This is a genomic window from Mangrovimonas sp. sgz306409, from assembly GCF_059735265.1.
In genome coordinates this window covers 226,867-249,885 of record NZ_JCAPEU010000007.1, presented here as the reverse complement: position 1 = coordinate 249,885, position 23,019 = coordinate 226,867, and the positions used below count along the sequence as shown (strand labels likewise).

Genomic DNA, 23,019 nt, shown 5'->3' with positions numbered 1-23,019 from the left:
GGTATTATTTGGTTTGGAAGCGTTCTTTAAAAATAAATTTCCCAAAATCCATGAGACTGTTTATTGGGGTAGTGTCAATGATGTCGAAACTAGTATTGATGGACTTTTCTATATAGATATCAGTTTTACTGAAACTAGCAGAAGTATCTTCCATCCAAAACTTTAAGGTGAGCAATAGCTGCACCCAAGCACCTTCTTTCATGGCTTTGTTTTGAATTTTAAGAAGTTGACCTTTTACCATATCAAGTTTTTGGATGTCAAGTTCGTCTATGTAATGGGTAAACGCTTCTTTTAGTGGCTGAAGGTGTTTTAACTGTTTCAAGTTGGCTTTATATTTTTCCAAGACATACATTACAAAGCTCCTATTAGCCGTAAGGTTTTCAAAAAAGGTAAAATAGAAACTGAGCAGTTTGTTCTTGGCATCGTAAGTTTCGTATTCTGTACTATTGTGAAGCGTTTTGATGGTATGCTCAAAAAAGGCCTTTAAAACGTAGGCTTCTAAGACGTCAAAGGAGCTGAAGTATTCATAGAATGTGCTTTCTTCAAAATTGTTCAACTTTGAGAATTGATATACGGACTTGGGAGGTGCATTATGTTCTAGCACATAATCCATGTACAAATCCACTAAATCCATTTTTTTGGGAGTCTTCTTTTTGGCCATACCTCTATTTTTTATAAAATTACAAAATGTCTAACTATTTAAAATTAAAATTAGACAAAATTAACATTTTGTTGAGTTTTTAAATTTTTTGAGGCCTATTTAATTTTGAAAATTTAAGTTAGAAATTATTGTAATTCAAGAAGATAGTTTTGTGTATATTTAACAGGAAGATTAGTTGGCAATTTTAATTTAAGCTTTTGTTAACAAATGCCAGTTTATCTAATTTGTAATTTTAGTTGCACATTTTAAACATTAAATCAATTAAACCATGAAAAAATTATTACTTATTGCGTTGATATTAACGACCTCCTTTCATTTGAGGGCACAGGTTACAACGCCACAATCCAGTCCAGCTTGTAAATTGGAACAAAAGGTAGGTTTGACCGATATTTCCATTCAATATTCCAGACCAGGCGTAAAAGGTAGAACCGTTTTTGGCGATTTGGTGCCATACGACAAACTATGGAGAACTGGAGCCAACAAAAATACCATCATTACTTTTAGTGACGATGTCACTTTTGGAAACCAAACTGTAAAAGCAGGTTCTTATGCACTTTTTACAAAACCGGGAAAGAGTTTATGGGAAGTTTATTTATACAGCGATACCGAAAATTGGGGAACTCCTCAAAAGTGGGATGAGAGTAAAGTGGCAGCCATAATCAAGGCCAAGGCTTCTCCAATGTCTTTCAATGTGGAATCCTTTAGTTTTGATATCAACAACATTACCAATAGCAGTGCTACTTTGGAAATTTTCTGGGAAAAGACCTATGTGGCAATTCCTTTTGAAGTACCAACAGATACTAAAGTTTTGGCTTCCATTAATGAGGCCTTAGCTGGTTCTCCTAAGGCAGAAGACTATTTTGCGGCGTCTGTTTATTACTATCAAGAAGGGAAAGATATCAAGCAAGCCAAAGAATGGATTGATAAGTCAATGGCTATGAGCAGTGAACCTGCGTTTTGGCAATTAAGACAACAGTCCTTGATTTATGCTAAGGCCGGTGATAAAGATGGTGCAGTTGCATTGGCAAAAAAATCTATGGAAGGAGCTAAGGCTGCTGGAAACGACGATTATGTAAAAATGAACATGGACTCACTGAAGGAGTGGGGCGCTATGTAAGATTCAATACTGTGGCGATATAGTTTCTTAAAAGCACAACTTCGGTTGTGCTTTTTGCTTTTTACCTAAGAAAATTGGCTTGTCAATTTTTTGTATCTTAGAGGTAAGCCCTTTTCTAATGTTTGGGTTTTAAACCAATTAATCGATTTAAAATTAAACGTATGGCTGGTCAGGTATCTATGGATCAGGCTTTTGTTGAAAGGTTGAATAATATCTTAATCTCCAATTTCACGAATGAACATTTTGGTGTTCAGGAATTGGCAGATGAGGTTGGTATGAGCCGTTCGCAAATGCACAGAAAACTCAACACGCTATTAGGAAAATCCTCTAGCCAATTTATAAGGGAATACAGATTGGAAAAGGCTTTGGAAATGCTCCAAAATGAAGAGGCCACCGCCTCAGAGATAGCCTATCGCGTGGGGTTTAATAGTCCAACTTACTTCAATACCTGTTTCAGCGATTTCTATGGCTACACGCCTGGAGAGGTCAAATTCAAAAAAACAGATGAGCTTAAAAACGGCATAGCTCCTAAAATTCCTGCTTCAAAAGCACCAGCAACACCTAAAAGGAAGAAGAAAACATTTACACCCTTGTTTTGGGTTAGTGTAGTGGCTCTGGTAATACTAATAGGCTATTCGTTTTACCATAATTCAAAGGCTGAAATTGACATTGAAGATGTGCCGATACATTTGAGGGAAGACAAAACCATTGCGGTTCTGCCGTTTCAAAATTTAAGTGATGACAGCGAAAACCAGTATTTTGCAGATGGGATACGGGAGGATATTATCAATCACTTATCGAAGGTTCAGGAATTTATAGTGAAATCGCGTCAGTCTACAGAAATGTATCGGGATTCGCACCTATCTGCGCAAGACATTGGTTTTGCTTTGGACGCTAATTATATATTGGGAGGAAGTGTTCAAAAACATGGTGACAGAATTCGTGTTAGGGTGCATTTAATCAACTCCAAGACAGATGTGCAGTTGTGGTTTAGGGATTTTGATAGGGAGTATCAAGATATTTTTGAACTTGAAAGTGAGATTTCAAGATTGATTGCTTCTGAACTGAACGTGGTATTGTCCCCTCACGAATTGGAACTGATTGATAAGGTGCCTACAGATAATCTTGAGGCTTATAATTTGTACATAAAGGCGTTATATTCTTTGTACTACGATGAAAATGTAGATTTAGCAAGGAGGTATTTCAATTTATGTATTGAAGAAGACACTGGCTTTGCTCTGGCGTACTCAGGCTTGGCCGAAAGTTATCTTTGGGAAAATTGGCCAACACCAACCGTAAAAGATGCGGAGCAGGTAAAAGAATTAGCCATAAAGGCGATGGAATTGGATGAAAGCTTGTCTGAACCACATCGGGTAATGGCCTACGTTAGTGAAACCTACGATTGGAATTGGACCAAAGCCGAAAAGGAGTTCCAAGAGGCTGTCAAGTTGAATCCAAACAATTATTATGCGATAAGCGAATATGCGATGTACTTGCAGTATGTATTGGGAGATTTTGAAAAGGCTCGTGAAATGATTGAGTTGGCGCAATTGGTGAATCCCAACTCAGCATTTACCGCAGTGTTGAGTGCCGAATTTTACCTGCAAGAGGATAACTTTAAAAAGGCCTTGGAAGAAACCCGAAAAGCTAAGGAGTATGCTCCAAAAGGGATGTGGGCTTATTGGGTAGATTTTAAAATCTATACGGAATTGGGCAATTATGATCAGGCTGTAAGGCAATTGGAAGAAAGTTGGGGATTTGTTGAGGCTTTCGAGTTGAACATACCTCCAATGTTGGAGGCTTATGAAAAGGATGGTGTTAAAGGCGTTTATAGAATGATCAATGATATGGATATCAACAACGCAAATTCGGAGGGCGTTCAGCATAATGCCTATTGGATTGCTCAAAAATTTGCATTTTTAGATGAACCTGAAAATGCCCTCAAATGGTTGGAAATTGCCTTTAGAAGAAAAAATGCCGAATTATTTATGATCAAATATGATCCTTATTTTGAAAATTTACGATCCAATTCCCACTTTTTGGAAATCTTACAAAAAATGAATCTCGGCGATTACCAAGGTGGCCTAAAGCTATAGTCTATTGATAACGAGTAACTTTTGTGAAATTTTAAGAAAACTATACTTGTAAGGATTTTTGTATCTTAGAGAGATGGCCTACTTCTATTTTTTGGTCCTCAACCAATTATTACATTTAATTTCAACAATATGGCTGGTCAATTATCCATGGATCAAAATTTTGTGGAAAGGCTACATACAATCCTAGAATCCAACTTTACCAATGAGCATTTTGGCGTTCAGGAATTGGCTGATGAAGTAGGCATGAGCCGTTCCCAAATGCATAGAAAGCTTAATGCAGTCTTAGGAAAATCGTCAAGCCAGTTTATTCGGGAGTACAGATTGGAAAGGGCTTTGGAAATGCTCCAAAATGAGGAGGCTACAGCCTCCGAAATTGCCTATAGGGTTGGATTTAACAGTCCTACTTACTTCAATACCTGTTTTAGTGATTTCTATGGTTATACTCCCGGAGAGGTTAAATTCAAAAAAAGTGAAGACTCTAAAAATGATCTTGTCCCCAAGCCTTCTTCTGCAAAATCTATAAAGACAAATCTTCCTAAGAAGCGAAAATTTACAACTTTGTTTTGGGTAAGCGGTTTTATTTTTGCTTCTATTTTGGGCTATTTCATTTATCATAATTTGGAAGCTAAAAACGAAGAGTTTAAGGAACTTCCCTCGACCGAATTGGATAAAACCGTTGCTGTATTGCCATTTAAAAATTTAAGTGATGATTTAGAAAACGTCTATTTTGCAGATGCCATTAGAGAGGATATTATCAATAATCTCTCGAAAATTGAACAGATTATTGTAAAGTCTCGTCAATCTACAGAAAAGTATAGAGATTCAAAGCTTTCCGCTAAAGAGATAGGTGAAGCTCTTGATGCGAATTATATTTTGGGAGGAAGTGTTCAAAAGTATGATGACAGGATTAGGGTTAGGGTTCATTTGGTTAATGCCAAGACAGATGAACAGCTATGGTCTCAAGATTTTGATAGGGACTATAAAGATCTTTTTGAATTGGAAAGTGAAATTTCCAAACAAATAGTAGCGGAATTGAATTTAGTATTATCCCCCTTTGAGTTGGAGCTTATTGACAAGGCTCCAACAGATAATCTTGAGGTGTATAATTTGTACATGAAGGCAGTTTACTATGGGGTTTATGAAGGAGATATACATTTGGCCAGAAGTTATTTGAATTCATGTTTGGAAATAGACCCTAATTTTGCAGTTGCTTATTCAGGGCTTGCTATTAGTTATTTATGGGAGAATTGGCCTAATCCTACTGAAAATGATATCCTACGAGCCAAGGACTATGCTGAAAAAGCTATAAGTTTAGATAAGAATTTATCAGAGCCGCACAGGGTGTTGGGGTGGATACATATGACTTATTATTGGGACTGGGAAAAGTCTGAAGGTCAATTTGAAGAAGCAATTAGCATAAATCCAAACAACTATATTGCGCTTTACATGTATGCGCAATATTTGCAATATACTTTAGGAGATTTAGAGAGTGCTCGGAAAATGCTAAATAGAGCGCAGTTGATTGCTCCTGATTCATTCCATGTTTCAATTTTGAGTTCAGAGTTATATTTGCAACAAGGTGATTTTAATAACGCTATGAGGCAAGCAGAAAGGGCGGAAGAGCTAGAGCCAAAAGATGCTTGGCCATTTTGGATTAAATTTAAAATATATTCCGCTCAAGGTAAAAATGATTTAGCATTTAAACAGTTGGAAATTAGTTGGTCATTTGAAGAGGAAGGAAAAGAGCGGGTGCCATTGTTGTTGGAGTCCTATAAAGAATCTGGGATAAATGGAATTTATGCATGGATTAATGATATGGATATTGAGCATCTAAAATCACAGGGAACCTTATATAATAATGCGTATTGGATAGCTCAAAAATTCTCTTATTTAGAGGAAGACGAAAAGGCTATAGATTGGCTTTATATTGCTTATGAGCGCAAAAATGCCGAGCTCTTCAAGGTGAAGTATGACCCGTATTTTGAAAAATTACATGACAATCCCCAGTTTTTGCAATTTTTGGAAAAAATGAATCTCGGTACCTATAAAATCAAATTGTAGGATTGAAAACGCTGTAAACACTGGTGTTTTACAATATGGACTCAACATAATTTCAATCCTTTAAATCATTTTTTAAACACATTCCCATAGAAGTTAAATCAATTACAACATGGCTGTTAAGCCTTGCATGCCATCTATGATGATCTTTGTATTGCAATCAATCATTAACTGTAATACAAGTAATTATGAAAACTTTAATCTTTTGGGTTTTATGTATAGCCCTCGGTAATTTAGGCTTTTCTCAAACAGGCCTAATAGAAATTGATCTAGCGGAAATGAATGTAGTTTCCAACAAAACCATTCACATGGATTATCTTAAGGAAATCACTTATGACAATACCGCAAAATATATTGTCGATCTGGAAAGTAAGGTGGCCAAATTTAATATTAACACTTACGATGAATTTGAAAGACCTTCAGAAGACAATACTTATGACGTGAATTTTAAATCTGAAAAAGGAAGCATCATTGTATCTTATGATAAAGATGGCAATATTGTTTCTACAGATGAACATTTTGAGGACATTAAATTACCTCAAGAAGTAAGAGAAACGGTATTTAAGTCACATCCGGGATGGTTCCTTTTGGAAACCGACTATTACGTAAACTACGACTACAACGAGCCTACTCACAAATATTATAAAGTGAAAATAGGCAACGGAGAAGACAGGTTAAACCTAAAAGTAGATCCAAGCGGGGTTCTTCATCATCATTAAAATCTAGTATTCCAATCCAATTATCGAAGCGACTTTATCCAAGGTACCAATGAGTTGTTTACTGAACTCAAAGGTCATAAGGTCGCTTTCTTTTTTGCCTTGTCTTATCAATTCATTAAAGTGGATTGTTTCAAAATTGTAACCAATTGTATTGTAGTTGAAATCTAAGGTTTCAGTTTCTCCTTCATTTGGAATCAAGGTAACTGTAGAAGGCGCATGAAATTGACCGTTGATTTTAATGATGCCTTTTTCACAATGGAATTCCGCAACGGTAGAGGTTGCTTCCAAAAGGGTACTTTTTAAATGGGCTTCTACACCATCCTCATAATGAAACACCATAGAACAGGAAGAATCGGCACCGTTTTCAAAAAAAGTAGCAGTGGCTTCAATAGATTTTGGTGCTCCCAAAGTAGTCAGGGCTGAAAAGATAGGGTAGATGCCAATGTCCAACAAACTACCTCCTCCAAGTGATTTTCTAAACAATCGGGATTCATTGTCAAAATCTCTATGGAATCCAAAATCGGCATTCATTTTTAGCAGTTTGCCATAAGTGTTCTCCTTAAGCATTTTCAAAACATGTTGGTAATGCGGTAGAAAATAGGTCCAAAGGGCTTCCATCAATAAAGTATCGTTGGCCTTTGCAGCGGCAATCATTTCCAAGACTTCTTGGGAATTCATGGCAAAAGGCTTTTCGCAAAGCACCGCTTTTTGATGTGTTAGGCACAAGATGCTGTGTTCTTTATGGTAGCTATGTGGTGTGGCAATATACACCGCATCCACATTTGCATCCTCGGCAAGTAGTTCGTAGCTATCATAGGCTTTTTGTGCTCCGTAGGTTGCTGCAAACTCATTAGAGCGTTCTTGGTTGCGAGAAGCAACTGCTACAAGCTCACAGTTTTCCACAGTTAGTAAATCTTGAGCAAATTTATTGGCAATTTTACCAAGGCCTATAATACCCCATTTGATGACTTTATCGGACTGATTCATTGATGTTTCGTGTGTTTTGAATGAAAAAAGCAATTAGGATGACTAAAATACAACCAAATAAGTTGAGCCACAAGTACGGCATCCATTCATACCACCAGCCTATGATCACGATTCCTTGCGTGATTAGGGCGGCGATAAATACGGCATGGCCTTTAACGTATTTAAAGAAAAATGCCAAAAGGAAAATACCGAGTACATTTCCGTAGAAAATTGAGCCGATGATGTTTACTAATTGGATAAGGTTGTCCGCCAAATAAGCCACACAAGCAATAAGAATGGCTAAAATTCCCCAACCCAGGGTAAACCATTTGGTAGCCTTTAGGTAGTGGGTTTCATCCTTGTTATTGGCGAAATTACGTTTGTAAATGTCCAAAGCTGTGGTTGAGGCCAAGGCGTTGAGCTCTCCAGCAGTGCTGGACATGGCAGCGCTGAGAATAACGGCCAAAAGCAGGCCAATAAGACCTCTGGGAAGGTTATTCAAAATGAAATGAATAAACACATAATCCTTATCATTGGTTTCAATACTGATATCATTGTCTTCGGCGGCCTTTTGAATCAATACTTTGGCAGCATCACGGTTTTCACGGTCTTTTAAATTGAGTTTTTGAAGTTCTTGTGAATAGGTGTCGTTTCCTGTGGCCACATAGTTTTCCAGAACTGATTGTTTGGCATTGAAAATATCAAGTTGGTCTTCTTCCAAGCATTGGTAATCATTTGCATATGCCGAATTGCTTACTGTATTGTGGGCAGCAGGATTAAAGTTGATAGGCGAGTTGTGAAACTGATAAAAAACAAATACCATTACCCCAACCAAAAGAATGGAGAACTGCATAGGTACTTTTAAAAGTCCGTTAAAGATGAGTCCCATTTGCATTTCTTTAACCGATTTTCCTGAAAGGTAGCGCTGTACTTGACTTTGGTCGGTACCAAAGTAGGAGAGGGCCAAAACGGAGCCCCCTATCAAGCCACTCCAAAGCGTGTAACGGTTTTCGAAATCAAAATCGAAATTGAGGATATTCATTTTGCCACTGGCACCAGCAATATCCAGGGCTTTTGTAAAGGTGATATTCTCTGGCAGATAGCTGATAATTAAACAAAATGCAATGAACATCCCTAAAAAGATAACGCCCATTTGGTGCTTTTGAGTAATGCTTACCGCTTTGGTACCTCCCGAAACCGTGTAAATGATCACCAAAGTTCCTATGATGATGTTAAGGTAGGTAAGGTTCCAATGTAAAATAGCGGATAGGATGATGGCAGGAGCGTAAATAGTAATTCCGGCCGATAATCCTCGTTGGATAAGAAACAGGGAGGAGGTTAGTGTCCTTGTTTTTCTATCAAACCTGTTCTCTAAAAATTCATAAGCTGTGTAAACTTTAAGTTTGTCATACAACGGAATAAATACCATACAAATGACAATTATGGCAATAGGCACACCAAAATAAAACTGAACAAAGCCCATACCGTCGTGAAATGCCTGTCCTGGAGTTGATAAAAACGTGATGGCGCTGGCTTGGGTTGCCATTACCGAAAGGCCAACGGTCCACCAAGGTGCCGAATTACCTCCCTTTACAAAGTCCTGTACATTTTTGCTACCTCTTGTTTTCCAAGTTCCGTAACCAACAATGGTCAATAATGTTGTGGCCAAAACAGCCCAATCCAACCAATTCAATACCCCCATACTAAAATGCTTTCATGATAAGGTAAAACGCAATGATGTAGATGACATTGGCCACTAATACCAGTGTGTAGGATTTTAACCAAGGCTGTTTTTGTGGTGAATGTTCTGTCATGTTAGTCGTTCAGAGGGTTATCGGTTTTAATGTCTTCCTTGCCAATAGATAGCATATTGGCAAATAAACGGTAGGCTCCAGGAACTCCTGCCGGAAATTCCCTGAAGAAACTAAGGCCCGTATAGATATAATAGCCTTTGCCATACTTGGCTACCAATAAACTTCCCTTTTTCTTGGAGTCACCTTTATCATGCATTTCTAGGATAGGGGTGAATTCTTTACCCCAACTGTTTGGAAAATAAAGACCGCGTTCCTGGGTCCAACCTTCAAAATCGTGTTCATTGATTTTATTTGGGAAGTTCAGCAGCTCGTGTTTAGGCTCCAAAAAGGCAACTTCGGCCAATTCATCCGTAACGCGATCTCTTGATAATTCCAATTTATATGGTGCCAAATGATCTGTTTTTAGGCGGTGGTTGGTATTGTACTGTACAATCATATTGCCGCCATTGGCAACATAATCAAACAATAATTGTTGTTTGAACTTTAAAGCATCTACAGTGTTGTAGGCTCTTACGCCCACGACAATAGCATCGAAATATCTCAAAGTTTCTTCTGAAATATTCTCAGGGTTGATGGTAATGACATTATAACCTATTTGTTGTAAACTTTCAGGAATTACATCACCAGCACCTTCAATATAGCCAATATTCTGTCCTATTTTTTTAATATCCAATCTCACAATTTTACTTTCACTAGGAAGTAACACGGTTTGAAAAGGAATATGGTCGTAATCTATTTCAATCAATTCTCTGGTGTAGATTTGATCTCCAACATGCACCATAGGCGTAATCAAACCTTCATCTTGATGTTTTGGAGGAATGATGGTGAAAACCACCGTTTGCTCTGCTCCTTTATGCTGAATGTTTACTGTTTGCTTTTCTGGGAAAACCGTCCAGCCTTTTGGATGTGCCAATTGAACCTGACCTTGTAAATTGTTGATGCCAGATTTCACAATTACCGAAACTTGTTTTTCTTCATCATTGTCAAAAATGATAACTTTTTCAGCAACCTTGGCAGAGGCCTCCGGAATAATTTCAAATGGTTTGTACATTTCTCCCTTTACAGGATCGTTAGTTTTATAAATCACAGGACGCGTAAAGGAAATAGGTGTTCCTTCGATTGTTAAATTGAAGGTGACCTTGAAGGCTCTTGGCGTTTCAGGTTTTCCTATTAAAGATTTGTCACCCACTTGATACATACCCAAAGTCCCTTTGCTAGTAAGCCAATATGGGGTAGTGGGCTGTTGTTGACTGTCTATAGTTAGTGACTCTTGGAATTTCTGGTTAACGTTGTTTGCCAACATTAAATTTTTATCGGTTTTTGTATTGTTGATGGTGAAGCTTTGAAGTTTTACGTTGGCATTACTGCGATTAATGGCTTCAATATTCAACTGAACAGAACTTCCTGCTGTGGCATGATTGGTGTCTGCAGCAGCCTCCAAATACAAACCTGCGCAGGCCGTAATGATTTGTTTGATTTCTTCTGTTTTGATGGTTTTCCAATGGGTGTCTTCCAGGTTTTGGATGAGTTTGTAAGCTTCCATTAATTGAGGAATCGAGGCAGACGGATTTTGAAAATTGTAGTGCTCTTCTACCTTTTTTAAAATATCGCCAATGGCTTCGCCTCCTTTTATACGTGTCCAAGTGGTATTGATGCCTTCAAAAATGTCACTTCCATCGTTGGGCATATCGCCTTTAATGAGCTCTATGTATTCCATTTGAGACCCTCGGGTTCCTGTGTTTCCAAAGCCTTGCGATTTGTGTTGGCTACGGCTTAGGGAGGCAATTTCGGTATTGCTCAATCCTTTGGATGGGTAATAGGTGCCAATATCGAAGGACAACAAATTGCTTTTATTAGCTTTTTCAAACTTTTCTTCACTTCCGTAAAACCACCAAGAGGTGTTGAAGAACAAGCGCTTCGGCTGCCATATAGTTGTGGAATTCAATTGCTCCTGATATTTGGAAGAATCATTTACCAAATCAAAAGCTTCAACGCTCAAGATGGCGGAACTTGTGTGGTGTCCATGCGTGCTGCCTGGGCTGCGATGGTCAAATCTGTTGATGATGACATCGGGTTTGAATTGTCGAATGGCCAAAACCACATCACTCAATACTTCATCTTTATTCCAAATTTGCAAGGTTTCATCTGGGTGCTTTGAATAGCCAAAATCGTTGGCTCTGGTAAAGCGTTGTTCGCCACCGTCTATGTGCCTGGCGGTAAGCAATTCCTGTGTACGGATAACTCCCAATAATTCCCTGATTTCAGGGCCAATTAAGTTTTGACCGCCATCGCCTCTAGTCAAAGAAAGATAGGCTGTACGTGCTTTTACTTCATTGGACATATAGGAGATGAGACGCGTATTTTCGTCGTCTGGATGCGCTGCTACATATAAAACCGATCCCAAAAAGTTGAGCTTTTTGATGGATTCATAAATTTCGGAGGCATTGGGCTTTTTGGGTTGTTGGGCGTATAGGCCAAGACAGGTGGCCAATGTGAGAAAAAATGCAAGTAATTGTTTCTTCATGGTTTGTTTTAATTGCCCCTAAATATAAAAATAAAACCAGCCAAAGGGCTGGTTTTAGAATTTCTTTAACGGTTTATGTATAGTTTCGTTGCAAGGTTTTTCCGCTAGAAAAATAAGAAGCAATTATTCATTATTTACCTGCTTACATTTCTTAAATCAGTATTATAAAACTAAAGTACAGATCTTTATATTCCATAAATTCCTCATAGGCTATTCCAAAAGAAATTCGGTTTATAATGAATCTATTATTAAAATCAATAGCCTTGAAAATTTTAGTTTTGTAATTAATTCGATTGTTAAATAGTGAAGTCGAAATTGTTGCGCTTATATTGGCTTTAGAAAACCATTTAGTAGCATACAAATATCCTCCAATTTTATCATAATCTCTGCTTAGATAGTCTAATCCAACTCCTATACCTAAGTTTTTCTTAAGGTTTAAGCCATATTTGACTTGATGATTTTCAAATTTATTTTTTGTGTTATTAATTTCGAGAATTCTATTCTGATAATTATATGCTACAAAATCCGAAAGATTTGAATCTTTATGAAATATATTCCATTTGGCTATGTGTAAATTCAAATGATGAAATCCATTGTTGTCAAAATTATACTGTAATGAGGTACCTCCATTTATTTTTGTTTTTCCTATGATTGTAGCGGAATAAGATGAATAGAAACCTAAAGGTAATTTTGTAGCTCCACTATAGCCCAACTCTATAGAGTTAGGTATATAGCACCAGGTTGCCATTCCTCCTGAATTGTAACAGCCTTTCTCTGGTAATGTGTTTTTAAATGAAGTGTAAACCACTTTTAGTTTTAAGGTGTCGGACAGTTTTTTTACTAAATCTAAAACAATAATAGTCTCTGAAATTGAGTCTTGTGGAGATGGTGTCCAATATTTTTTTAGCCAATAACTTTTTTTATCAGAATGTTCTATAATATAGGTGGTTCCGTCCCTACCTTGACTCCAGTTTTCTATATTTTTATCTGTTGGTAATTCTAAAATTTTGGAGTTTTTTACAATTTCAAAGATGGTTTCCGCTTGTTGAGATGTCAGAAGAACTTTGTTTTTAAGTGTTTCACTTTGATTTCTGTTAGCCTTTTTGGTGTGATAAATATAATTGACAATTGAACCATATATTTCAGAGCTGTCTTTTGAAATTTCAATTACCTGCCCGTGATTCCAAAATCTAAAATTGAATTCATCTTCCGATTTTTCAAAATCTTTTAAATCTAAGTTTTTTTGAAATTCTATATTTCTTTTGTACCAATAAGCTGTATCACCCTTTATTTCTTTAGATTGGGAAAATATAGTCTGAACCAACAATAAAAATGGAATTGTGATTGTGAGTAGTTTGTTCATTTTCTTGTAGTTATCGTATGCACTATAACCACTTCTTTCTTTTAAAATAAATCACCATGGCAATGAACACCGCAATCATCACAATCCAAACAGTGTAATAGCCATATTTAAGGTGAAGCTCAGGCATATGGTCGAAATTCATTCCGTAAATCCCGGCAATGAAGGTCAAGGGAATAAAAATGGTAGCGATTATGGTTAGGACTTTCATGACTTCGTTCATACGGTTGCTGATAGTGGTCATGTACATGTCCATTAAACTCCAAATCATCTCCCTGAAAATATCAATGTTATCAGAGAGCTGGATGACGTGGTCATAAATATCCCTGTAGAATTGAATGGATTTTTTATCAATAAGAGGGCTTTCGCTTTTTTCGATACGGCTGATGATTTCCCTTAAGGGAAAAATGGCACGTCTTACTTTTAGTAGTTCCTTTTTCAGCATCAATATTTGAACGCTCATGTTGTCCTTCATACTGCCTTCAAATAAGGAGTCTTCTATGTCTTCAATTTTATTGCCTAACATTTCACTTACCACATAATAATGGTCTACAACAGCATCTACAAGGGCATATAGCAGATAGTCGGCTCCCATGCCTCTAATACGGCCTTTTCCAGAACGGATGCGTTCTCTTACGTTATCAAAAACATCACCTTCGGCTTCCTGAAAGGTCAAGACATAACGGTCTCCCATCACAAAACTCACCTGCTCAATGATGACATTTTCGTCGGCATCAAGGTGGAGCATTTTAAGGGAAATAAAGATGTAGTCGTCGTACTCGTCTATTTTTGGACGCTGCGAAGTATTAACAATGTCTTCAAGAATCAAAGGGTGCAGGCCATAATGGTCACCGGCCTTTTCAATAGCTTCAATATGGTTAAGTCCGTTGATGTTAACCCAAGTGATGGACTCTGTGGTTTTGTATCCAAAGACATCCTCTATATTTTTGAGTTCCTTTTCGGTGACACTTTCTAGATTGTAATCGAAAGATTCAATAAAAAGTTGCTGGCTGTTTTTTTCACCGGTATAGATAAGGGTTCCCGGTGCTTTGGCAATGTGCTTTTTATACTTGGAGGTTCGTTTCTTTCCCATACATAAAAGTTGACCTTATAAATATAGGCAATATTTATAAAGCGTCGTGGCCATCGTCAATGGCATCTTTTTTAATAAGCGTTACAGGCTTTTGAAGAATGAGGTTGTTTGGGTAGGTGATAAGGTCGCCATTGTCCAAACGCAAATGTAACTGAAAGGCCCTAATGTCTTCGATAATGGCTTCAATGGGAAAATCCTTATCGTGAATTTGAATTTTATCTCCTACTTTATAGGGAAAAGAGAAAAACATGATCACGCCTGAAGTGATATTGCTCAAAATAGACCAAATGGCAAAAAGAGCGATACCAATTACTGCAAACACCGAGGAAAATACCAAAGCCATATCCTTGAATTCCACTCCAAAGATAAAGGCGCCAAATAACAAGCTTATCAATACCAATGATACCGTGGTGTAGCGATTGATAAGATGGATTCTAGCCTCATTAATGCCACTGTTTCTACCAATTTTGGTAATGCCGGTTTTCAGGGCAGCCCTAATAATCAACAGGATGATAAGGAGAATAAAAACCTTAATTAATTTGTCTTGGTAAGCTTCAAAAAACATAGTGTTGCGTCATGAAATTTCCTAACAAAGATAGATTAGAAATTGAAATAATAAGGTATAAGAAAGGCCAATTTCTAAGCTGTTAAACTAAGCAGCGTTTTGTAAACAAGATGGGTGGGGAGGCCTACTACATTAAAATAGGAACCTTCAATTTTAGTGATGCCAATTTGTCCAATCCACTCCTGGATACCGTAGGCACCTGCTTTGTCAAAGGGTTTGCAAGTGTTGATGTAATAACGTATTTCTTCTTCGGAAAGCTCTTTAAAAGTAACCTTTGTAATAGCGTTTACCGTTTTTTGAACAGTAGGAGTAGTAAAGCATACAGAAGTGATGACCTCATGGGTTTGTCCACTTATGGAACTTAACATCTCAAAAGCTTCCTGTTCATCTTTTGGTTTGCCCAAAGCCTGATCGTTGTGCCAAACAATGGTGTCGCTGGTAATAAGGATGGTATGCTCTTTAAGTTCTTCCTTAAAGGGAATGGCTTTTAGCTGCGCCAAATAATCACTGATTTCATAATGCCTTAATCGTAGTGGGTATTCTTCTTTTACAGGCTTTAGAATGATTTCAAAATCCAATCCAAGATCCTTGAAAAATTGCTGACGTCTGGGAGAACCAGACGCCAAAACAATATGGTATGGTTTTAATTGGTCGTTCAGCATTAATCGAGAAGGCTGTATTTGTAAATAATCAAGGATAACATTCCCAGTAGCATGACCAATTTAATCATATTGCTGATAAAATGAAACTCCTTTTTGGTTTCTGCCATAAAGATCTTGATAACAATATAAAGCATTGGAGCAATGATGGCTACAAGGAAATATACCACAGCAACCATATTTCCGTACAAATAATTGATTAAATAATAAATAGCGCCTCCAAGCGGAATAAAGGAAACAGCAAAGGCTATTTTTTTGGCACGCTCACGGCCAATAGCAATAGGCAAGGTGTTCATTCCTGCTTTGTGGTCACCATCAATATCCTCAATATCTTTGATCATTTCGCGCAGTAAATTCAAGATAAATGCGAAAAGGGCATAGTCCCATAAAATGGTGAAAAAGGTCAGTTGTGTTTCTTGGTTGCCAGGTGTAATGGCAGGAATCAATTCAAACAAGCCAACAATTATAATGCTTAAAGCCACCATGGCCGAAATTACCAAATTGCCAATCAACGGCATGGGTTTTAAATAGGAAGCATATACATACAGTAATCCCGATACAATGATGAAGGTTGCAAAAAAAGCACTTTTTCCTACCAAGTGTGATAGATAGAAACCAATACCAACTCCAATCACATTAAAAGCAATAAAAAGGTTGTTGGCGGTTTGTTCCGAAATGGTTTTACCAACAATTACTTGATCTGGTTTGTTGATCAAATCGGTTTCCACATCATAGATATCGTTGATTACATAACCTCCGGCAGCAATACACAAAGTAGCCAATACCAAAAGAGAAAACCCAAATAGGTTTAAAGTAATGTTGACGCCAAACGGCTCAAAAAAAGCATATTTAATGAGGTATTGCGTCAAGGCAATCATTAGGAGGTTCTTCCAGCGAATCAGTTTTAATAGTTCCAAGTTAGTGTTGTTTAGTTAGTTGGGATTTGTTGGTGTTAATCGTATTTAGCGCTAAAATTACTGTTCCATTTGCCCTGTACCTTCAAGACTTGCTCAATCACATCGCGAACAGCACCTTTACCTCCCTTTTTATGGGATACATATTTGGATATGGCCTTTATTTCCGGTACGGCATCCTGAGGACAACATGGTAAGCCTGCCAAGGACATCACTGGGTAATCTGGGATGTCGTCACCCATATACAACACATTTTCTATGTTGATATTGTTATTGTCAAGGTATTCGTGGAGCTTTTCAATTTTATTATGGGTTCCTAAATACACATCTTTAATACCCAATCCGTTCAATCGTATACGAACCCCTTCGTTAGACCCTCCTGAAATAATACAAATATGAAAACCCGCATCTATGGCCGTTTTCAAAGCGAACCCATCTTTAATATTCATGGTTCTTAGCATTTCGCCAGAAGTAGTTACGGTAATGGTACCATCGGTAAGGACGCCGTCAACGTCAAAAATAAAGGTGGTGATGTGTTCTAGGTATTCTTTATAGCTTTTATCTTCCATGGGTTTTCTTTATTGAACTGGTAAGCAGTTTGTAGATGGCTTCGTGCTGCGGATTCTCCAGTAATTTTAAATGTTTTTGAATTGTTTTTTTGTCGTTGCGCTTGGCAGGACCTGTTTGTGCCATATATGGGGACATGTCCTGAACTTTTTTGGCTGTTTCCGTAATAAGTGGTTTCAGGATTTCAAATTCCACACCTTGGCTTTCGGTGATTTCATGGGCAACACGATACAGTTGATTGGTGAAATTGTTCACAAAAACAGCGGCTAAATGCAAAGCTCTTCGTTGATCGCTATTCACTTTATAGACGTTGGAGCCTATAGCTTCTCCTAGTTCTTGTAAAAGTGGAAGGTTTTCTCTCTCTAAAACTTCAATACAAATCGGCACATCCGCAAAATCTACATCAGCACCTTTAGTAAAGGTCTGTAAAGGGTAAAAGACACCTCTTTGATGTTTCTTGTCCAAATCGTGGATGCCCACACTTCCTGAAGTATGCGCGACCAATCTGCCTTCAAAAGGTAAGTTGGAAGACAATTTTGCCACGGCATCGTCACTTACAGCAATAATGTACACATCACTTTTTGTAAGCTGCGAAAAGTCATCGGTTATGGAGACTTCATTTCTGTAGGTTTCCAAAGGCGCCAAATGTCTGTTGTACCATTGGTTTACAGATACTGATTCTGCCTTTTTAAAAGCCTTGTATAAATGTGTGGCCACATTGCCGGCACCGAGTATGCTAACTGAAATCATGCTGCTAAATTAAGTAAGTCTAGCATGATAAAAAAGAGATATGGTCTATCTTTGTTTCATGTCAAAAAAAGATATTCAAAACAGAGCCGATATTTATTTATTGGTAACGACGTTTTACAAAAAAGTGAGAACAGATGAGGTTTTAGGGCCTTTTTTCAACCCAATAATAAAAGATTGGGAGGCTCATTTTGAACACTTGACTACTTTTTGGGAGTCCAGTTTGTTTCTAAAGACCAAATATTATGGCAATCCGTTGGAGGTTCATGTAAAAGTTGATCGAGAAACGAACCACAGTATTACCGAATTACATTTTGGACTATGGCTCAATTTGTGGGTGCAAACCATAGACGAACTGTTTCAGGGCGATTATGCCGAAAACGCCAAGCACAGAGCCCGAAAAATGGGCACTTTTCTCTACCTGAATATTTTTCAAGCCAGACAAGCACCTTAAAAGTTTCAGTTATTTTAACATAAGTAAGTAAAGTAAATACCTTAAATTTGCGCGAGCTAAAATAAGAGTCTCATATTATGCAAAATAAACTTGCCAAAATTCTATTTTCAACACGACTTACCGCTATTTTATTTATTGTTTTTGCCGCAGCCATGATTACGGGGACCTTTATGGACCGGAACATGGGGACTTCGCCAACACCATATTCTAGACAGTTGATCTATAATGCGTGGTGGTTTGAGGCCATTATGGGGGTGTTTGTGATTAACTTTATCGGGAACATTTTTAGATACAGACTTCTTTCAAAGGAAAAATGGGATACTCTGTTGTTGCATTTAGCGTTCATCTTTATTCTTTTAGGAGCTTTTGTAACGCGTTATATTGGTTATGAAGGAATGATGCCTATTAGGGAAGGTGCTACTGAAGATACGTTTCTATCTCAAAAAACATATGTCACAGCCTATATTGATGGCGATATGGTTGTTGATGGGCAAGCACAGCGCAGGGTTATTCAAAAGGAAGTGGATTTTTCACCGCGTTTAACCAATAGTTTTAGTGTAGACACCGATTATGACGGACAACCGGTCTCCATAGAACTTGAGAAATTTGTTGCTGGAGCTGAACAAGATATTATACCGGATGAATCCGGTGAAGACTATTTAAAGGTGGTTGAGTCTGGAGGAGGTGCGCCTCACAATCATTTCTTGAAGAGTGGGGAAGTACAAAGCATCCACAATACACTGTTTTCACTTAACAAATTTGTGGATGGAGCGGTAAATATTACTTATAATAACGGAGAGCTTTTAATACAATCGCCATTTGAAGGGGAGTATTTAACCATGGCCACTGGCGCCCAAGGAACATTGGTTAAGGATAGCATTCAGCCTTTGGTTTTGCGTTCGCGTTACATTATTGGGAACATGCAAATGGTGTTTCCAAAGCCAGTAATTAAGGGGGTATTTGATATTGTTGAAAAACCTCAAATGCTGAAAGGAGATGCCGATGGTTTGGTGCTAAAGGTTACGGCAAACGGTGAAACCGAACGTGTGAGAGTTTTGGGAGGAAAAGGAAGCGACAATTCTTTTGAACAAATAAAAGTAGGCGGTCTGGACGTAGCTGTAAAATACGGTTCCAAAAGAATCAAACTGCCATTCAGCATTAAATTGAACGATTTTATTGCAGAACGTTATCCGGGTACTGAAAACAATTATTCCTCATACGCTAGTGAAATTACTGTTTTCGACAAGGAAAATGGAGATTTCAATTACCGTGTTTTTATGAACAATATTTTGGATCATGAAGGGTACCGATTCTTCCAAGCTAGTTTTGATCCAGATGAAAAAGGAACGGTGTTGTCTGTAAACCATGATTTCTGGGGAACTTGGATTACCTATATTGGGTACTTTTTATTGTACTTCGGCTTATTGGCCATCTTGTTTACAAAAGGTACCCGTTTTGCGGATTTAAGAAGAATGTTGGATAAGGTGAAAACCAAAAAAGTAGCATTAACCATTGCTATTTTGTTATTTGGTTTGCAAGGATTTTCACAAGAACATACAGAAGGAGATGGGCATGACCATGAGCGTCCAACCAAAGCACAGATAGATTCTGTATTACGTGCCAACATCACGCCAAAAGAAGAAGCTGCCAAGTTTGGTAGAATGGTTATTCAGGATTACAGCGGGCGTATGATGCCTATGAATACCTATGCTTCGGAAATGTTGCGTAAGTTGAGTAAGCATGATACTTATGAGGAGTTTGACGCCAACCAAGTGTTGTTGTCTATTCAGGAGAGTCCAATGCTGTGGTACAATGTGCCGGTCATCTATTTAAAGCCTAGAAAGGCGGATTCTATCAGAAGTATTATTGGCGTACCAAAGGACCAAAAATATGCGGCCTTGGTGGATTTTTTCAATGAAGTTGGAAGCTTTAAGCTGCAGCCATATTTGGATAAAATGACCAATGTAAATGAGTTGAATGCCTATGAAAAGGAGTTTAAGGAAGCCGAGCAACGTGTGTATTTGTTGTACAATGCCATAGAAGGGCGTTCCATGAAGATATTTCCGGTACCTAATGATCCTAATAATAAATGGATTTCCTCTTTGGAATTCAGGGAAGAAGGTTACCGACAAAAAATTGAAGATTCCTTATATGGAAATTTTATCAACGTAGGGTTCAGTGCTTATTTAATGAACTTGCATCAGGCCAAGCAAACAGGTGACTTCTCCAAAGCGGATGAAATGTTAGGGGCTTTCAAGAAAACTCAGCACCGTTTAGGGGAAAATGTAATGCTTTCTGAAAAGAAAATTGATGCCGAAATTACCTATAACAAATACGACATCTTTAAGAAATTGTTTAGCTGGTATATGTATGCGGGTACTTTCCTGTTCATCGTAATCATTGTGCAGATTTTTAATGAAAAGAGCAAAGCTTTGTCTGTATTGGCAAATGTGTTTAAGGTGTCTATCATCGTGCTTTTTGTATTGCATACTTTGGGGTTGGTAGTACGTTGGTATATTTCTGGCCATGCGCCTTGGAGTGACGCCTACGAATCCATGATTTATGTGGCATGGGCAACCATGTTGTTTGGATTGATTTTCGGTAGAAAAAGTGATTTGACATTTGCAGCTACAGCCTTTGTGACCTCCATGATTTTAATGGTAGCCCACTGGAACTGGATGGATCCGGCTATTGCCAACCTGCAGCCTGTTTTGAACTCTTATTGGTTGATGATTCATGTGGCAGTAATCGTAGCTAGTTATGGTCCGTTTACCCTTGGAATGATATTGGGAGTGGTGTCTCTTTTATTGATGATTTTCACCACGGAAAAGAATAAATCCAAAATGTCTTTAAATATTCAAGAGCTGACCATCATTAATGAAATGGCTTTAACGGTAGGACTTGTGATGTTGACCATAGGGAACTTCCTTGGAGGAATGTGGGCCAACGAAAGTTGGGGACGTTACTGGGGATGGGATCCAAAAGAAACTTGGGCCTTAATCAGTATCATGATTTATGGATTTGTCATCCACATGCGTTTAGTGCCAGGATTACGTGGTAGATATGGGTTTAACCTAGCCTCCATCATTGCCTTTTCAAGTATTTTGTTTACCTATTTTGGTGTGAATTTCTACCTTTCAGGCTTACATTCTTATCAATCGGGACAGCAAATTGCCAGTTTGAACATTATTGCTATTGCAGTTGGAATTGTAGCGCTTTTGGGTGCTTTGGCTTATAGAAAATATGCAAAGTATTATAGGAAATAAGATTCCTGGATTTATAAATAAATAAAAGGCGCCAACTAAGTTGGCGCCTTTTATTTTTACAAAGAGTAAGTTTATAACAATGTTAGGGCAAATTTATAGGCCATACTGAACATAATGGCCAGACCAAAGCTTAAGAGGGTTCCTATTAAGATATATTCAGTCAATTTTCGGTCTTTGGCTTTGGAAAGGTCGCCAAATCTAAATACGGACTTGGCAGCTATCAAAAAACCTATTCCGGCCCAATAGCCCATTAATATAAAGGCGAACACAAACAGACGTTCTAATATACCAATATAGGCGCCTGCACTTTCCAAGGATTCGTCTATGGTGTCTTCTTCCAGTTGCCATTTGGAAATCACCGTTTTCATGATAACGGAAGAGACTGAAGTAATTCCTAAAAGGCAGCAAATAAAGAGAAGTACTTTGCTATTGAATAATTCGCTAAAGTTAAACGGAACAGGGGAGTAGGCATAGGCTACCACTGTAATTACTGCAATGTGGGCAAATTGATCCAACACAAATAAAAGGCGGTTATTCTTTTGATTTCTGAATTGCAGTTTTAACAAATCGATGATGTAATGGGATATCGTAATGCTTAAGATACCTATCCAATAAGAGCTATTGGCTTTCAATAATAGGATGAGCAGTACAAAATGAATGGCAATATGCCAATAGAGGTATTTAGATTTGTAGGTTTTGGCTTCTTTGTCGGCTACCCATTTGGCAGGTTGCAATACAAAATCCCCAAGAATATGGGCAAGTATTAATTTTATAAGTAAGTGAATCATAGTTGTGTGATTTGGGACTTGTAGTAATTTATGAGTTTTGTGATTTCGTCATGTCCTGCTCGTTTTAACCCTTGGCTGATATTGCCTTGCGTGGTACTAAAAATCTCGGCCAGTTCTATTTGGTTCATGTTAGGGTGTTCTAATGCGGCCCTTAACAATCTGGCGGAAGTTGGTGTCCAATTGTTCATGGTTAACAATGCTAAGTCAAACATGATATTCAAGGTGTGGTCCAACTCAGGAAATGTCGATTGGATAGCCAAGGTGTTTTTCTTTAATTGCTCAAAACACTTTCCGGAATTGATAAAGGCGGTACCATTGGATTCGGTGATTTTATTAGCAGTATAGTTCTTTTCACCGATACCAATAGCCATCCTGGCATCCATTTTTTTAAATTGTTTTAAGGAAGCTTTAATTAAAATGGCGGCTTCAAGTGCTTTTTCAGGGGGAACTTCCAGTTGAAAGCTATCCCCTCTGTAAACTTCCCATTGTTGAGGTGTTGTGCCATATAGATTCAACACTTCCTTGAGTGAAGGCATCCACTCATTGGGCTCTAAGCTTCTTGAATTGATAATATCGCCGGTGATGATACTGGTCATGATTGTTGTTTTGGATATTGGTATATCACTTTAAAAGCTAATATACGAAGATATC

General features: G+C 37.8%; 19 protein-coding genes. 6 read left to right on the top strand and 13 right to left on the bottom strand.

What is annotated here, in order from left to right; genetic code table 11:
- Positions 1-4 precede the first annotated feature (4 nt).
- Positions 5-661, bottom strand: a complete 657-nt coding sequence (locus tag AC6I5C_RS13310; RefSeq protein ID WP_497905576.1) for a TetR family transcriptional regulator C-terminal domain-containing protein — start codon at positions 659-661, stop codon at positions 5-7.
- A 268-nt stretch (positions 662-929) separates the two neighbouring features.
- On the opposite strand from AC6I5C_RS13310, the gene AC6I5C_RS13305 reads away from it, so the two are divergent.
- The 4 genes from AC6I5C_RS13305 (at position 930) to AC6I5C_RS13290 (ending at position 6,651) form a co-directional block, all read left to right on the top strand.
- Entirely contained in the window at positions 930-1,778 is an 849-nt protein-coding gene (locus tag AC6I5C_RS13305) for a DUF2911 domain-containing protein (RefSeq protein WP_497905575.1), read from the top strand.
- 161 nt (positions 1,779-1,939) lie between these two features.
- Complete coding sequence (locus tag AC6I5C_RS13300) at positions 1,940-3,874, top strand: helix-turn-helix domain-containing protein (RefSeq protein ID WP_497905574.1); 1,935 nt, start codon at positions 1,940-1,942, stop codon at positions 3,872-3,874.
- 129 nt (positions 3,875-4,003) lie between these two features.
- Positions 4,004-5,935: a helix-turn-helix domain-containing protein gene (locus AC6I5C_RS13295; RefSeq protein ID WP_497905573.1), complete on the top strand. Its 1,932-nt coding sequence runs from the start codon at positions 4,004-4,006 to the stop codon at positions 5,933-5,935.
- A 185-nt stretch (positions 5,936-6,120) separates the two neighbouring features.
- Complete coding sequence (locus AC6I5C_RS13290; RefSeq protein ID WP_497905572.1) at positions 6,121-6,651, top strand: hypothetical protein; 531 nt, start codon at positions 6,121-6,123, stop codon at positions 6,649-6,651.
- A gap of 3 nt (positions 6,652-6,654) precedes the next feature.
- Here the strand turns inward: AC6I5C_RS13290 and AC6I5C_RS13285 are convergent, their stop codons facing one another.
- From AC6I5C_RS13285 to AC6I5C_RS13240, 10 genes are all read right to left on the bottom strand, one after another.
- Positions 6,655-7,638 carry a Gfo/Idh/MocA family protein gene (locus AC6I5C_RS13285; protein WP_497905571.1) on the bottom strand — a complete coding sequence of 328 codons (984 nt, stop codon included), beginning with the start codon at positions 7,636-7,638 and terminating at the stop codon, positions 6,655-6,657.
- Positions 7,622-9,319: a sodium:solute symporter family protein gene (locus tag AC6I5C_RS13280; protein WP_497905570.1), complete on the bottom strand. Its 1,698-nt coding sequence runs from the start codon at positions 9,317-9,319 to the stop codon at positions 7,622-7,624. Before AC6I5C_RS13280 ends, AC6I5C_RS13285 begins: the two co-directional genes overlap by 17 nt.
- A gap of 113 nt (positions 9,320-9,432) precedes the next feature.
- Positions 9,433-11,955, bottom strand: a complete 2,523-nt coding sequence (locus tag AC6I5C_RS13275; protein WP_497905569.1) for a PIG-L family deacetylase — start codon at positions 11,953-11,955, stop codon at positions 9,433-9,435.
- A 151-nt stretch (positions 11,956-12,106) separates the two neighbouring features.
- Positions 12,107-13,318, bottom strand: coding sequence for a hypothetical protein (locus AC6I5C_RS13270; protein WP_497905568.1), 1,212 nt, complete (start codon positions 13,316-13,318; stop codon positions 12,107-12,109).
- Between the two features lie 22 nt (positions 13,319-13,340).
- A complete protein-coding gene (gene corA / locus AC6I5C_RS13265; RefSeq protein ID WP_497905567.1) occupies positions 13,341-14,408 on the bottom strand; it encodes a magnesium/cobalt transporter CorA in 1,068 nt (355 codons plus the stop codon).
- A 34-nt stretch (positions 14,409-14,442) separates the two neighbouring features.
- Entirely contained in the window at positions 14,443-14,973 is a 531-nt protein-coding gene (locus tag AC6I5C_RS13260; protein WP_053977273.1) for a mechanosensitive ion channel domain-containing protein, read from the bottom strand.
- A gap of 74 nt (positions 14,974-15,047) precedes the next feature.
- Positions 15,048-15,635 (bottom strand): Maf-like protein, encoded by a 588-nt coding sequence (locus tag AC6I5C_RS13255; RefSeq protein ID WP_497905566.1) that lies wholly within the window; start codon positions 15,633-15,635, stop codon positions 15,048-15,050.
- Positions 15,635-16,549 carry a geranylgeranylglycerol-phosphate geranylgeranyltransferase gene (locus tag AC6I5C_RS13250; RefSeq protein ID WP_497905565.1) on the bottom strand — a complete coding sequence of 305 codons (915 nt, stop codon included), beginning with the start codon at positions 16,547-16,549 and terminating at the stop codon, positions 15,635-15,637. The genes AC6I5C_RS13255 and AC6I5C_RS13250 overlap by 1 nt, the downstream gene beginning before the upstream one ends.
- 35 nt (positions 16,550-16,584) lie before the next feature.
- Positions 16,585-17,115, bottom strand: a complete 531-nt coding sequence (locus AC6I5C_RS13245; RefSeq protein WP_497905564.1) for a KdsC family phosphatase — start codon at positions 17,113-17,115, stop codon at positions 16,585-16,587.
- Positions 17,105-17,863, bottom strand: coding sequence for a Rossmann-like and DUF2520 domain-containing protein (locus tag AC6I5C_RS13240; protein WP_497905563.1), 759 nt, complete (start codon positions 17,861-17,863; stop codon positions 17,105-17,107). The genes AC6I5C_RS13245 and AC6I5C_RS13240 overlap by 11 nt, the downstream gene beginning before the upstream one ends.
- 58 nt (positions 17,864-17,921) lie before the next feature.
- On the opposite strand from AC6I5C_RS13240, the gene AC6I5C_RS13235 reads away from it, so the two are divergent.
- Entirely contained in the window at positions 17,922-18,314 is a 393-nt protein-coding gene (locus tag AC6I5C_RS13235) for a group III truncated hemoglobin (RefSeq protein WP_497905562.1), read from the top strand.
- A gap of 77 nt (positions 18,315-18,391) precedes the next feature.
- Positions 18,392-21,580 carry a cytochrome c biogenesis protein gene (locus AC6I5C_RS13230; protein ID WP_497905561.1) on the top strand — a complete coding sequence of 1,063 codons (3,189 nt, stop codon included), beginning with the start codon at positions 18,392-18,394 and terminating at the stop codon, positions 21,578-21,580.
- A 71-nt stretch (positions 21,581-21,651) separates the two neighbouring features.
- Here AC6I5C_RS13230 and AC6I5C_RS13225 read toward each other — a convergent pair whose 3' ends face one another.
- Positions 21,652-22,368 (bottom strand): DUF3307 domain-containing protein, encoded by a 717-nt coding sequence (locus AC6I5C_RS13225; RefSeq protein WP_497905560.1) that lies wholly within the window; start codon positions 22,366-22,368, stop codon positions 21,652-21,654.
- Positions 22,365-22,964, bottom strand: coding sequence for a transcriptional regulator (locus AC6I5C_RS13220; RefSeq protein ID WP_053977265.1), 600 nt, complete (start codon positions 22,962-22,964; stop codon positions 22,365-22,367). The genes AC6I5C_RS13225 and AC6I5C_RS13220 overlap by 4 nt, the downstream gene beginning before the upstream one ends.
- Between the last annotated feature and the right edge of the window lie 55 nt (positions 22,965-23,019).

Bases quoted from the DNA above. Each gene is read 5' to 3' on its own strand.
- AC6I5C_RS13310 (WP_497905576.1), bottom strand. From the start codon at position 661: ATGGCCAAAAAGAAGACTCCCAAAAAAATGGATTTAGTGGATTTGTAC.
- AC6I5C_RS13305 (WP_497905575.1), top strand. From the start codon at position 930: ATGAAAAAATTATTACTTATTGCGTTGATATTAACGACCTCCTTTCAT.
- AC6I5C_RS13300 (WP_497905574.1), top strand. From the start codon at position 1,940: ATGGCTGGTCAGGTATCTATGGATCAGGCTTTTGTTGAAAGGTTGAAT.
- AC6I5C_RS13295 (WP_497905573.1), top strand. From the start codon at position 4,004: ATGGCTGGTCAATTATCCATGGATCAAAATTTTGTGGAAAGGCTACAT.
- AC6I5C_RS13290 (WP_497905572.1), top strand. From the start codon at position 6,121: ATGAAAACTTTAATCTTTTGGGTTTTATGTATAGCCCTCGGTAATTTA.
- AC6I5C_RS13285 (WP_497905571.1), bottom strand. From the start codon at position 7,638: ATGAATCAGTCCGATAAAGTCATCAAATGGGGTATTATAGGCCTTGGT.
- AC6I5C_RS13280 (WP_497905570.1), bottom strand. From the start codon at position 9,319: ATGGGGGTATTGAATTGGTTGGATTGGGCTGTTTTGGCCACAACATTA.
- AC6I5C_RS13275 (WP_497905569.1), bottom strand. From the start codon at position 11,955: ATGAAGAAACAATTACTTGCATTTTTTCTCACATTGGCCACCTGTCTT.
- AC6I5C_RS13270 (WP_497905568.1), bottom strand. From the start codon at position 13,318: ATGAACAAACTACTCACAATCACAATTCCATTTTTATTGTTGGTTCAG.
- corA (WP_497905567.1), bottom strand. From the start codon at position 14,408: ATGGGAAAGAAACGAACCTCCAAGTATAAAAAGCACATTGCCAAAGCA.
- AC6I5C_RS13260 (WP_053977273.1), bottom strand. From the start codon at position 14,973: ATGTTTTTTGAAGCTTACCAAGACAAATTAATTAAGGTTTTTATTCTC.
- AC6I5C_RS13255 (WP_497905566.1), bottom strand. From the start codon at position 15,635: ATGCTGAACGACCAATTAAAACCATACCATATTGTTTTGGCGTCTGGT.
- AC6I5C_RS13245 (WP_497905564.1), bottom strand. From the start codon at position 17,115: ATGGAAGATAAAAGCTATAAAGAATACCTAGAACACATCACCACCTTT.
- AC6I5C_RS13240 (WP_497905563.1), bottom strand. From the start codon at position 17,863: ATGATTTCAGTTAGCATACTCGGTGCCGGCAATGTGGCCACACATTTA.
- AC6I5C_RS13235 (WP_497905562.1), top strand. From the start codon at position 17,922: ATGTCAAAAAAAGATATTCAAAACAGAGCCGATATTTATTTATTGGTA.
- AC6I5C_RS13230 (WP_497905561.1), top strand. From the start codon at position 18,392: ATGCAAAATAAACTTGCCAAAATTCTATTTTCAACACGACTTACCGCT.
- AC6I5C_RS13225 (WP_497905560.1), bottom strand. From the start codon at position 22,368: ATGATTCACTTACTTATAAAATTAATACTTGCCCATATTCTTGGGGAT.
- AC6I5C_RS13220 (WP_053977265.1), bottom strand. From the start codon at position 22,964: ATGACCAGTATCATCACCGGCGATATTATCAATTCAAGAAGCTTAGAG.